Annotated in this window: 10 protein-coding genes and 1 pseudogene; 8 read left to right on the top strand and 3 right to left on the bottom strand. The window is 57.5% G+C overall.

All coding sequences use genetic code 11. From position 1 onward, the window contains the following. The first annotated feature begins 397 nt into the window (after positions 1-397). The 3 genes from RI563_RS00455 (at position 398) to RI563_RS00445 (ending at position 3,763) form a co-directional block, all read left to right on the top strand. The gene (locus RI563_RS00455) at positions 398-1,213 is read left to right on the top strand and encodes a CbbQ/NirQ/NorQ/GpvN family protein (RefSeq protein WP_310692346.1); all 816 of its coding nucleotides are present in this window, start codon (positions 398-400) and stop codon (positions 1,211-1,213) included. Between the two features lie 8 nt (positions 1,214-1,221). Continuing rightward, entirely contained in the window at positions 1,222-3,336 is a 2,115-nt protein-coding gene (locus tag RI563_RS00450) for a nitric oxide reductase activation protein NorD (protein WP_310692345.1), read from the top strand. A 154-nt stretch (positions 3,337-3,490) separates the two neighbouring features. Continuing rightward, positions 3,491-3,763 (top strand): hypothetical protein, encoded by a 273-nt coding sequence (locus RI563_RS00445; protein ID WP_310692344.1) that lies wholly within the window; start codon positions 3,491-3,493, stop codon positions 3,761-3,763. Positions 3,764-3,807: 44 nt separating this feature from the next. Here the strand turns inward: RI563_RS00445 and RI563_RS00440 are convergent, their stop codons facing one another. Continuing rightward, on the bottom strand, positions 3,808-4,860 hold the full coding sequence (locus RI563_RS00440) for an aminopeptidase (protein WP_310692343.1): 1,053 nt from the start codon (positions 4,858-4,860) through the stop codon (positions 3,808-3,810). A 95-nt stretch (positions 4,861-4,955) separates the two neighbouring features. On the opposite strand from RI563_RS00440, the gene RI563_RS00435 reads away from it, so the two are divergent. The 4 genes from RI563_RS00435 to RI563_RS00420 are packed head-to-tail and all read left to right on the top strand — an operon-like array spanning position 4,956 to position 9,430. Continuing rightward, a complete protein-coding gene (locus RI563_RS00435; RefSeq protein WP_310692342.1) occupies positions 4,956-5,891 on the top strand; it encodes an AAA family ATPase in 936 nt (311 codons plus the stop codon). Between the two features lie 19 nt (positions 5,892-5,910). Continuing rightward, a complete protein-coding gene (locus RI563_RS00430) occupies positions 5,911-6,885 on the top strand; it encodes a DUF58 domain-containing protein (protein WP_310692341.1) in 975 nt (324 codons plus the stop codon). 1 nt (position 6,886) lies between these two features. After that, positions 6,887-8,869, top strand: coding sequence for a DUF3488 and transglutaminase-like domain-containing protein (locus tag RI563_RS00425; RefSeq protein ID WP_310692340.1), 1,983 nt, complete (start codon positions 6,887-6,889; stop codon positions 8,867-8,869). Positions 8,870-8,926: 57 nt separating this feature from the next. Then, entirely contained in the window at positions 8,927-9,430 is a 504-nt protein-coding gene (locus RI563_RS00420; RefSeq protein ID WP_310692339.1) for a potassium channel family protein, read from the top strand. A 71-nt stretch (positions 9,431-9,501) separates the two neighbouring features. Here RI563_RS00420 and RI563_RS00415 read toward each other — a convergent pair whose 3' ends face one another. Both RI563_RS00415 and lexA read right to left on the bottom strand, forming a co-directional pair. Further along, positions 9,502-10,767 carry a DNA polymerase IV gene (locus RI563_RS00415; RefSeq protein WP_310692338.1) on the bottom strand — a complete coding sequence of 422 codons (1,266 nt, stop codon included), beginning with the start codon at positions 10,765-10,767 and terminating at the stop codon, positions 9,502-9,504. A gap of 15 nt (positions 10,768-10,782) precedes the next feature. Then, on the bottom strand, positions 10,783-11,382 hold the full coding sequence (gene lexA, locus RI563_RS00410) for a transcriptional repressor LexA (protein WP_310692337.1): 600 nt from the start codon (positions 11,380-11,382) through the stop codon (positions 10,783-10,785). A 155-nt stretch (positions 11,383-11,537) separates the two neighbouring features. Here lexA and RI563_RS00405 point away from each other — a divergent pair. After that, positions 11,538-11,852: pseudogene (locus tag RI563_RS00405) on the top strand (hypothetical protein); the annotation flags it as partial.

Genomic DNA, 11,852 nt, shown 5'->3' with positions numbered 1-11,852 from the left:
CGAGTGACGAGGTGGGTTGGCCTAGGCTGACTTTGTAACTCCACTCCTGATCGCGGTTACTCGTATCCTGTCCCCTGATTTCGCATAAGCAGTAGGCCGGACTGAGCGCAGCGGTGTCCGGCGCCCCGGGGAGTTGCCCGATACCGCTGCGCTATATCGGGCCTACATGTTCAGGCCCTTCGGTCCTTCGGGCAGGGGCGAATGACGAGGTGGGGTTGAATGGGCTCCTGTTGTAACCCGCCGCCCTGACCGTCGACTCTCTCCGCCGTGCTACGGGAAGAACGAAATCGAAGTTAATCTCACCGCCCTCCCTGCCGATAGATCCTTGACTCGATTTTGGGATTGGCGTTCGTGACGTCGATATAACAACGATGACAGTGCGGGTCAGGGCAGGTTTATGAGTGCGGTCAGTATTCTCAAGCCGGAGGAGTGTGTCATCCGGGATGAACCCTTTTATCAGCCGGTTGGTGATGAGATCGCGGTGTTCGAGGCCGCGTATCAGCAGAAATTACCGGTCCTGCTCAAGGGGCCAACCGGTTGCGGCAAGACCCGTTTCATGGAGTACATGGCCTGGCGTCTGGCCCGACCGCTGATCACCGTCTCCTGTCACGACGATCTGACCGCGCCGGATCTGGTTGGTCGTTACCTGGTCAAGGGCGGTGAAACCGCCTGGGTGGACGGGCCGCTGGCCAGTGCGGTGCGTGCCGGCGGTATCTGTTATCTGGATGAAATCGTCGAGGCGCGCAAGGACACCATGGTGGTGATTCATCCACTGGCGGATGATCGTCGGGTGTTACCGGTGGAAAAGCGGGGTGAGCTGATTGAGGCACCCGACGAATTCTGCCTGGCCATGTCCTATAACCCGGGTTACCAGAGTGTGCTCAAGGACCTCAAGCAAAGCACCCGCCAGCGTTTTGTGGCTCTGGAGTTCGATTATCCTGACCAGGAGCTTGAAGCGGCGATTGTCGTCAGGGAGACCGGTGTTGATGCGGCCATGGCCGACAGTCTGGTCCGGTTCGCGCACATGACCCGTAACCTCAAGGGTAGTGGTCTGGATGAAGGTGCCAGTACGCGCCTCCTGGTCCACGCGGCCAGATTGATGAGCACTGGCATTAGCCCGATCACGGCGTGTCACACAGCCATTGCCCAGGCACTGACCGATGACAGTGAAATGGTCAGTGCGGTGAACGAGCTGAGCTCCTCGTTATTCTGATCCCGGCCATGGCCGACACTCCTTCACTTGATCTACAGACTGTTATCGAGCGACTCGACAACTGGCTGGATGTCGGGTTTTCCGGTTTAAAGACAGAGACGACCGCCGCTGTGATTGCGGCGCTGGAACGCGACCAGCAGGAGTATCTTCTTGCCTGGGTCCAACGACTTGCCAGTGCCAATATTCAACTGGCTTACCACTTTATAACCCATGCCGTTGATGCGCTTAACAGTACTGATCGCCAGACCCTCGATGCCTGGGTGGTGCATGCGATGGATAGTTATGATCAGCATGGCCTGCATAAAGCGCTGGAAACGATTCGCACGCTGGAGGATTTTGTTCAGCTGAGGCAAAAGTGCACCAGCACCGCGTTCTTTGACCAAGTCTGCGGTGTCCTGTCGCATTTTGTTTATGGCCTGTCGGGGCGCCGGCTGCAGCTGTGCGCTGCCGAACAGTTGTCTACCGATACCGAAATCATCTATCTGCCCTCCTCGATCGACTGGCTGACAACGGCGCAGGAAAATTTTTTAATCTATAAATGCCTGGTTGCCTGTCACTGGGCACAGATTCGTTATGGAACATTTCGCGAGCCGCTGGGGCCTTACCTGGAGGCGTGTCGCAAGCCAGAACAGTTTCTGGATTTGTTTCAGGCCTTTGAGTCAGTGCGCGTGGAAGCCGGGCTGAAGCGGGAATTGCCCGGGCTGTATCGCACGCTGCAACGTATGCGCGATGAGCTTGGAGAAGTGTATGACGGGCAATGGCTGGCGTTGTGTCATGACCTGCGGAAACCGACGGCACAGGCGAGCGATTCGCTGCAACTGACACAGCATTATCTTGATGCGATCGAGCCGCCAGCACGCAGCGTGTTTTATGGTCGGATCCAGCCTGACAGGCTGCAGGGGGTCATCGATCGGCGGATGGAAAACGAGAAAACTCGTTTTCGTCAGCTGCTGCGCAATGTTGTCGAGCAGTTCCAGAATACTGATGGAAATGATCCGGCCGCCTATCAGCTAAAAACGCAAACCGGCGACGGAGTGCGAAAGGACAGGCCGGATGATTTGCAACTGACACTGAACGATGAGGCCATTATCTTGCCAGAGGAGGCCAGATCACTGCTCACTTCCATTGTGCAGGATGTCGGTTATCTACCCGATGAGTATCTGATACCGGCGGGGCGGGGTGAATACGAACCGACGTTGTTACAGGAGCCGCTGTCGGATCCGGATGACGCCAACCGAACTTTTTCCGAGGCGGGTGCATACTGGTACAGGGAGTGGGATTTTCGCCGGCAGCATTATCGAAAAAACTGGTGTACCGTCCGAGAGCATCCTGTTGCGCCGGTTAATGATGATTTTTATTGCCTCACACTCGACAAGTACCGGGGATTGATCCGCCAGTTGCGCAAGAACTTTGAAGCGATGCGGGATGAACAGCGGCGGCTCAAGCGTGAGGTCCATGGTGATGATGTGGATATCGATGCGCTGGTCGAAGCACTGGCCGACAGTCATGATGGCAGAGAGATGTCCGATCGGCTGTTTACCCGCCTGCAGCGTACCGAACGGAATATCGCGGTGATGTTCATGGTGGATATGAGTGGTTCGACGCGGGGCTGGGTCAACGACGCCGAGCGTGAAGCATTGATCCTGCTGGCCGAAGCGCTACAGACGCTGGGGGATCGTTATGCCATCTATGGTTTTTCGGGCATGGCGCGTGAGCGTTGCGAGGTTTATCCGATCAAGGAATTCGGGGAAGCCTATGATGCCCGGGTGCGGGCACGTATCAGTGGCATGCAGCCCAGGGACTACACGCGCATGGGGGCGGCTATCCGCCACCTGTCGGGGATCCTCAACCAGGAACAGGCCCGCAACCGGATACTGATCACGCTCTCCGATGGTAAGCCCGACGATTACGATAATTACCGGGGCCGGTACGGCATCGAGGATACCCGCCGGGCCTTACTAGAGGCGCGTCACCAGGGTATCCATCCTTATTGCATCACCATCGACAGGGAAGCGAGAGCCTATCTGCCACATCTGTATGGCCCGGCCAGCTTCACCCTGGTCCGGGAAGTCCGGGAGTTACCTTATAAAATATCAGAGATATACCGGCGGTTAACCCATTAAACACATACTAAATAGATGTGATCCAGTTCACATTCTTTGCTATGCTCCAGGTATGAATAACGCGATAGATATTTAACGTTTGTCGTCTTTCACCCCCGAAAGCCGCCGGCAGGATCGCCGGTACGACGTAACCGTTTATACAGGAGTGACGGATATGGTCCGGGACGATGATGAATCACTGGAAAACACGGTTGAGGCACTACACGACCTCACTCAATTGCTGCACCTTACCCATGATGCCGCATTACGTCTGAAGCAGAATGTCCCCGGCGAGGACTTTCCCACTGCTTACAAGCTGGCCAAAAAACTCAAGGTCCTGCAGGACGCGGTGGATGCCATGAAAAATCACATGGATCCCAAGGTGAGCCCTTTGCCGGGAAAAAAGCCCCTTCAGGATCTGATCAGTAGTTCGGATCATCTAACTTGAGGGTGCTGAGTGCTGAGTGCTGAGTGCTGAAGGTGCGGGTGTTTTTACTCAGCGTGGGTGAGCAAGGCGGCTTTGCGTTGTTCGGGGGAGAGTCGGGCGATCTGTTCTACCGCCTGATAAAAGGCGGTCAGATCGCCATCGAGTGAATCCAGCAACCGCTCGAAGCCGGCAACCTGTTCGCGGTAGGTGGCGATCAGTGCCAGATGGGCGTTATTGAGCGGTTGTTGCATCCAGCTGTCGTAAGCATCATAACTGCCCCACTGTTGTTTCAGGCGTTGATACTCCCGTTTGAGCTGTGCGAAGTGATGCTGTTTTTGTCTTCGCTTGACGGTATCAGGGTGATCGCTGGCATACAGTTTTTTCAGTTGCTGGCGGGTAGCCAGTAACAGGGCATGAAACTGGCTACGGCGTTCGAGGGTTCGGCGATAACGGGCGTAGGCCTGTTTGCGATCCCGGGTGGCGAACCAGCGCCTGACCCCTTCCTGTTCGATAAATACGGCAAAGCTTTCGTTAAACGCCGGATCATCGGCAAGATAGAGTTTCTGATGCGCCAGCTCATGAAACACAATACCGATCCGCCGGGCTTCATCACGCAACAGCATGGTATTGAGCAGCGGATCGTCGAACCAGCCCAGGGTGGAATAGGCGCGTGCCCCGGCAACATAGGTATCGTAACCTTCCTGCTCCAGTCCGCCAGCATACTCATTAGCCTGTTGCTCACTGAAATAACCGCGATAGTTCAGGCAACCGGCAAACAGAAAACACCACTGGCGAGGCTCGACCGATAATTCGGGTGTTGCAATCACATTCCATACGGCATACTCGCGATCGATATCGGCGTAATAGCGATAGCTGTCATTATCAGGCAGCTGTAATGCTTCGACGGCAAATTGTCGGGCACGCTGGATATCCAGCAAGGCGGCACGTCGTTCAGTACTGGTAGCGGGATCGGCGATGACCTCGCTGACCGGGCGCTGGTGGTTAAGAATCCCGGCATGGCCGTTAACCGCATCCAGGTAATAGGAGAGCGAACTGCAGCCCGAAAGCGTGGTAAGGATCACGCACAACGACAGGAATTTATATAGGTGGAACGTCATAATTCGGTAAACTGTGCGCGCCTGACGCCGATATGCCGGGTGAACCTACTATATAATAGTGTGTCAGATTCTTCAGACTTTTTCGTCGAGTGATTATGGACAGTCCGATCAAACCCGATATTCGCCCCCTGCATCAGGCCATTTCACGTCTTGGCGAGATCATCGTCGGCAAACCGCGGGCGATTCGCCTGGCGGTCACCTGTCTGCTGGCCCGGGGTCATCTGTTGATCGAGGATCAGCCCGGTGTGGGCAAGACCACACTGGCCCATGCCATTGCGGCGGTAATGGGTCTGCAATACCACCGCATCCAGTTCACCAGCGATCTGTTGCCGGCCGATATTCTCGGTGTCTCGGTGTATGAACAGGGCACGGGGCAGTTCAAATTTCATCCCGGGCCGATCTTTGCCCAGTTGATCCTGGCCGACGAAGTCAATCGCGCCACGCCCAAGACGCAGAGTGCGCTGCTGGAGGCGATGGAAGAGCGACAGGTCACCATTGAAGGTGAAACCCGGGCCTTACCCGAACCCTTTTTCGTGATTGCCACGCAAAACCCAACCTACCAGATCGGCACGTTTGCCCTGCCCGAGTCCCAGCTGGATCGCTTCTTGATTCGCCTGGCGCTGGGTTATCCCGATGCGTCGGCCGAGCGGGCCTTGCTCGGCGGCGAAGATCGCCGTGAGTTGCTGGAACATCTGCAGCCGGTACTGAACCCGGAGGACCTGCTCGGTTATCAACAGGCGGTGGCGCGCGTTCATGTCAGTGAAGATTTGCTCGATTATTTGCAGGCGATGATTACCCTCAGCCGGGAACATCCGGAGATCGCCGTCGGCCTTTCTCCGCGTGCCGGTCTGGCCTTGTTGCGCGCCGCCCGCGCCTGGGCGCTGCTGGAGGATCGGGATCATGTCCTGCCCGATGATCTGCAGGCCGTGCTGCCCGGCGTGGTAATGCATCGGCTGCGGCCGGTCACCGGCGAAAGCGATCAGGCGGTCGAGCGACTGGTGCAACAGTTGCTGGACGTGCCTATCCCCTGAGATACGCATGGAACCGCGCATGAGCCTGGCCCGTCGCGCACAACGCCTGAGTTTCGTCCAGCGCTTTAATCTGGCGCGTTTTTTCAAGGGCGATGCACCCAGTGCCGCTCCCTGGGTGCTCAATCGGCGCAATGTCTATATTCTGCCGACCCGCCAGGGGCTGTTTTTCGCCGTGACGTTGATGATCATCCTGCTCGGGGCAATCAACTATAACAACAGCCTGGGTTATTTCCTGACGTTCCTGCTGGGCAGCATTGCGATAGTCGGGATTTTGCACACCTACCGTAATCTGCTGCGACTCGAGGTGCGCCTGGCCAGTATTGAACCGGTCTTTGCCGGTGGCGAGGTGACCGTTCCCGTGGTATTGCACAATCCCGGTACGCAGCGGCGCGAACAGATCGCACTGGCTTTTGCCGGGCAGGAACCGAAAAGCTGTGCCATTCCGCCATCCAGTCAGCACGTGATGTCGTTGCACCGGCCCGCCGGTGAACGGGGCTGGCAACCGGTCGGCCGTTTCACGCTGGCCAGTACCTTCCCCCTGGGCCTGTTTCGGGCCTGGAGCCATGTGGTGCCGGATTCGTATTATCTGGTCTATCCCCGGCCCGCCGCCGAGTCCCGCTTGCCGCAAACCTCCCGCTATATGGCCAGTCTAATTGGTGATCAGGGCATTGGCAGTGATGACTTTGCCGGCCTGCGCGGTTATCGCACCGGGGATTCGCTAAAGCACGTGCATTGGAAAGCCCTGGCCCGTGAGCAGGGGCTGCTGACCAAGCAGTTCGGCGGCGATCGCAGTGAACGGTTGTGGTTCGACTGGCGCATGCTCGAGGGCAGGGAGACCGAAGCCCGCCTGTCGCAATTGTGTCGCTGGGTGATCGAGGCCGAACAACAGGGACTGGAATACGGACTGTGGTTACCCGATCAGATCATTGAACCGGGTCGCGGCCATGCTCACCAACAACAGTGCCTGCAGGCACTCGCCCTGTTTGGAGTATGAGATGGGCTGGCTGAAACGCTTGCCGCTGCCCAATGCCTTGTTGTTAGCCGGCATCGCGCTGGTGGTATTGCCCCATTTACCGCACCTGCCCCTCTGGTTGTCGGCCGCCGTGCTGACGGTGATTGGGTGGCGACTGTTGCACGATGCCGGCCGGGTTCCGTTGCCAAACCGGTTTATGCGCATCCTGCTGGTCCTGCTCGCGATTGCGGCGCTGCTGCTCACTTATCGCACGCTGGTGGGGCGTGAAGCGGGGACCGCGTTACTGGTTTTGATGCTGGCACTCAAGCTGTTTGAAATGCGCAGCTGGCGGGATGTCACGGTCGTCGTGTTTCTTGGCTTTTTTGTCATGGTCACGGGGTTCCTGTTCAGCCAGTCCTTGCTGATGGGAGCCTATACGCTGGTGGTCGTGGCGTTGTTGATTGCCAGCCTGATCAGTTTTCAGCAGCCGAGCCGCCCGTTGGCCCGGGAACCCTTGCTGGGCGATTTGCGTCTCGCTTTTCGACTGCTGGTGCAGGCATTGCCGGTGGCCCTGATCCTGTTTGTCCTGTTTCCGCGTATTCCGGGGCCCCTGTGGGGTTTGCCGGAAGATGCCGGAGCCTCACGCACCGGCCTGAGCGATGAAATGGAACCGGGGCGAATCAGCCGACTTGTTGATTCCAACGAGGTGGCCTTTCGTGTTCAGTTCGAGGGGAGCCGACCAGCTCCGGCACAACGTTACTGGCGCGGGCCGATCCTGTGGCAATACGACGGTAGAAAATGGCAAACAGAGCCCAACCGGATTCGTTTACCACAACAGTTTGATCTCGACTCAAACGGTCCGGCGCTGGAATACCAGATCACCCTGGAGCCGCATAACCGGCAATGGCTGTTTGCCCTGGAGATGCCGGCCACGCTTCCTGAACAGGCGCAGCTCAACAGTGAATATCAGCTGCTGTCACGCCGGCGGATTGGCGAGGTATTTCGCTATGAACTGCGCTCCTATACAGATTACCGGCTTGATCCCCATGTCCTTCTGGAGCGGGAACGTTATCTCGCCCTGCCGCCGGAGACGTCACCCCGTACACGTGAGCTGGTGAAAGAGCTGGGCGCGCAAACGACGTCATCCGCGCAGCTGATCCAGAGCGTACTGAATTATTTCAGCGAGCAACCGTTTTATTATACCCGCGAGCCGCCACTGCTATTCGATGATCCGGTTGACGAGTTTATCTTCGAGACCCGGCGCGGTTTTTGCGAGCATTATGCCTCGGCCTTTACTGTCATGATGCGTCAGGCCGGCATTCCGGCCCGGGTGGTCACCGGGTATTACGGCGGCGAAATGAATCCGCTGGCCGATTACATGATCGTGCGTCAGTCCGACGCTCACGCCTGGAGCGAGGTGTGGTTGCGAGGGCGGGGCTGGGTCCGGATCGATCCCACGGGCGTCATACCACCTTCCCGGATCGAGCTGAGCGCTGATCTGGCCCAAAGAGAGCCGGCGGTGCGCAGCCGGCTGAATGCCGAACGTCCCTGGTGGCTGCGTTCTCTGCACAGGGCCGGTTATGCCTGGGATGCTGTGAATAACCGCTGGCAGCAGTGGGTGGTCGGTTATAATCAGAATCGACAGAATGCCCTGCTCAGGGCCCTGGGCCTGGAGGACATCGACTGGCGCAAACTGGTCTTCCTGTTGATGGCGATGGTGTCACTGGCTCTGCTGATCATTGCGGCGCTGGTATTTCGATCGGGCCCGGGGGCCGATAAACGGGTTAACCGGCTTTACCGGCGTTTTTTGCGCAAGCTTGCGCGGCGCGGCATCACCAAGTTACCGGCCGAAACGCCCAGTGCTTTCGGCGAACGCGCGATTCGGGAACAGCCGGAAAAGACCGGGCGGATTCGACAAATCACACAAACGTACCTGTTACTGCGCTATGCTGATCTCGATACGCAAACACAGCATCGGCATCTCAAGTGGTTGGCCCGGGCAGTGCGCCAGTTCCGTCCTGAATAAAACGGCGCCTGTTACGCCAGTCGTGGCCGAGCGCATAACGTGATTAACCAGGCGGGCATGATGAAAAAACGATTGTCGCATAAACGGTTCAAGCGGTTCGTCAGTGATGTTTATACGCATACCCCTGTGACCCGAATGGTGTTACTGCTGGTGATATTGTGGCTGGGATTTTCTTTCGGCATCTATCTGGCCGAGCAAAATGTTCCTGCCGCCGCAATAACAAGCTATAGCGATGCCCTTTACTGGGGTGTGGCGGCATTTTCCACTGCCGGGATTGCCGACACGCCGACCTCCGGAACGGCTCAGTTGATCGGTGGAGTCTGGATCGTAATTGGATCCATATTGTTTTTCGGCACCATCGTGGCGACCGTCACCACCTATTTCATGCGACCCATGCAGCGTCCGCACAAAAAAATTATCGAGACCATCGAATACAATCTGGAGCAACTGGATAATCTCGAAATTGAAGAGCTGGACTTATTAAGAAACACGGTAGATAGCCTGATTGAGCATGTTGAGCAGTTAAAGGCAAGACATTCAAAACCTGTTGTAGAGCAGTAGAGCAAAATGGCGATCGAGGTTTCAGCAGCGCGCGGGTGATTTCGCCTTGTAGCATTATTCAGGTCAGCTGTTCAGATTGTCTTGCGGTGACCGAACGGCCGCCAGGCCGGTGAGATCACATTGGGCATTTCGGAGCGACCCAGCAGCCGGGCCGGGGCCAGGGTAAACTCGCCATAGCGCTGATTGATCGCATCCATCACTTCATTGCTGGCCCGTTGCTGGATGGGGGCCGGTTCGAACAGTTGCAGTTGTTGATGGCCGCTGTGCGGATCGAGCGCCGTGACCTGCACCTGATGAATGCCTTCGCCCTGCCAGACGTGGCGCAGAACCTGCTGACAAAGCTGGTAGATGATTCGGCCATCATCCGTCGGCAGGCGTGCCTGACACCGCTCGCCCAGCCAGCCCTGACGACATCGCACGCCGATAAAAAACTCCCGGGCCAGCATGCTGTGGCGCCGTAGCCGTTCGCCGACTTTCTCGCTCATGTGCAATAAAAAGGTCAGTAACATTTCCCGCTGACGGGTGTCGGGCGGAACCACCTTGCCGTGGCCAATGGTTTTGGGCGGGGCCACATTGATATGCACCGGATCGGGATCCTCGCCCTGTGCCATGTACCAGATGCGCCGCCCGGGATTGCCGAAGCGCTGTGCCAGCACGCCGATGGGGAGTCTGGCCATGTCGCCGCAGACGTGCACGCCGCGGGCGGCCAGAAACTCGCCGATGCCGCGATTGATGCCGCACAGTTCGGTCACGGGCACATCCGCCAGCCGCTCGCGAGCCTCGTCGGGGTGAATGACAGTAAGGCCATCGGGCTTGTTGAGCTTGGCGGCATACTTGGCGGTGGTCTTGTCGCCGCTGACACCGACCGAACAGTGCAGGCGCGAGGCGTCGAACACCACCTGTTTGGCGCGCTGCGCAATATCGGCCGGATGACCCAGCAGTTTCTGACAATGGGTAATATCGAGAAAGGCCTCATCCACCGAAAAGATTTCCATATCGGGGCTGATCGCCGCCTGCAGCGCCGCCATGATTTCGGTGGAGACGGCGGCATAACGTTGTGGCCGGGCCGGGACCTGGATCAGATCGGCGCATAACTGGCGCGCCTCTTTAAGGCGCATGCCGGTATGAATGCCATAAGCGCGCGCCTCGTAGGAACAGGTGATAATACAGGTGCCCTGTATCCCGTTGGTAATGGCCACCGGTCGATTGCGAAGTTCGGGTCGATCCCGTTGCTCCACCGAGGCGAAAAAGGCGTTCATGTCCACCAGCAAAATGGCGCGTGGCCAGGCTTTAAAGGCGGGCGTGACGGCGGACGGGGAAGGGGATCGATCCGGCATGATCCACCGGAATGCTTATTGGTAAGTGCGCAGCTGGCCGACCAGGATCCCCTGGATGCGGACCCGGCGCGGATCGAAGACCATCGGTTGCAGATCCGGGTTCTCCGGACTCAGTTCCACACGGCCGTCGGCATAGCGTTTGTAACGTTTGAGTGTGGCTTCTTCTTCGTCGATCAGCGCGACCACGATATCGCCGTACTCGGCGCGATCCCGGGGTTCGATAATCACAAGATCGCCATCGAGAATGCCTACGCCGATCATGGAGTCGCCCTTGATCTGCAGAGCGTAGCGATCGCGCCCCACAAACATGTCGCTGAGATTCAGTTCTTCCTGGCCGGGAATGGCCTCGATAGGGTGGCCTGCGGCAATCCGACCCACCAGCGGGAGGGTTGTGGATCGAGTGGGAGTGGGACTGGCAAGTCGAATGCCGCGCCATCCACGTTGAACATGCTCCAGCTCGCCCTTCTCGATCAGCGACTGCACATACCGATGCACCGTGCCCTTGGAGCTGAGCTCCAGGGCCCGGCCGATCTCACTCAGGGTCGGTGCGTGCTCATGGTCACCGATATAGTCCCGAATGAAATCAAGTATGCGCTGTTCGAGTTGAGTGAGCATATGTTCTCCTAACGTTCTCTAACTGTAGAGAACTTTTAGAGAACGATCAAGCCCTCGGGAGAAAAAATTCTCAGCCATCCAGGTTGATGAAAAATGGGTAAAATAACGCCCGCGTGGCACAGGCCCCGTCGGCGCCACTACAAAAGAGACCATTTATGAATTCGTTTTACAGCAAGCTCTCCGAGAAAATCAGTGATCTGATCCTGGCGGTGATCGCCCTGGGCCTGCTGGTAGTCTCCGTCGAGTATGTCCAGTTTCTGACCGATTTTCCGGGGACGATGTCTAACCCGGAGTTCTGGAAACGCCTGGCACTGACCCTGCTGGTGATCATTTTCACCGCCTACAAGTTCATTGCCTATTCGGCCTATTTCTGTACGCCGGATAATGACTCCACGCTGGCCAGTCTGGGACCGTGGCGCATTATCCTGATGTTTTTGTGCGACCTGGCCCAGGTGACCCTGGTGGCCTGG

Source organism: Thiohalophilus sp. (assembly GCF_031581315.1).
In the GTDB taxonomy this organism is placed as follows: domain Bacteria; phylum Pseudomonadota; class Gammaproteobacteria; order UBA6429; family Thiohalophilaceae; genus Thiohalophilus.
Note: the sequence above shows the minus strand (reverse complement) of the source record. Positions and strands in the feature narration are given on the sequence as shown.

Bases quoted from the DNA above. Each gene is read 5' to 3' on its own strand.
- RI563_RS00455 (WP_310692346.1), top strand. From the start codon at position 398: ATGAGTGCGGTCAGTATTCTCAAGCCGGAGGAGTGTGTCATCCGGGAT.
- RI563_RS00450 (WP_310692345.1), top strand. From the start codon at position 1,222: ATGGCCGACACTCCTTCACTTGATCTACAGACTGTTATCGAGCGACTC.
- RI563_RS00445 (WP_310692344.1), top strand. From the start codon at position 3,491: ATGGTCCGGGACGATGATGAATCACTGGAAAACACGGTTGAGGCACTA.
- RI563_RS00440 (WP_310692343.1), bottom strand. From the start codon at position 4,860: ATGACGTTCCACCTATATAAATTCCTGTCGTTGTGCGTGATCCTTACC.
- RI563_RS00435 (WP_310692342.1), top strand. From the start codon at position 4,956: ATGGACAGTCCGATCAAACCCGATATTCGCCCCCTGCATCAGGCCATT.
- RI563_RS00430 (WP_310692341.1), top strand. From the start codon at position 5,911: ATGAGCCTGGCCCGTCGCGCACAACGCCTGAGTTTCGTCCAGCGCTTT.
- RI563_RS00425 (WP_310692340.1), top strand. From the start codon at position 6,887: ATGGGCTGGCTGAAACGCTTGCCGCTGCCCAATGCCTTGTTGTTAGCC.
- RI563_RS00420 (WP_310692339.1), top strand. From the start codon at position 8,927: ATGATGAAAAAACGATTGTCGCATAAACGGTTCAAGCGGTTCGTCAGT.
- RI563_RS00415 (WP_310692338.1), bottom strand. From the start codon at position 10,767: ATGCCGGATCGATCCCCTTCCCCGTCCGCCGTCACGCCCGCCTTTAAA.
- lexA (WP_310692337.1), bottom strand. From the start codon at position 11,382: ATGCTCACTCAACTCGAACAGCGCATACTTGATTTCATTCGGGACTAT.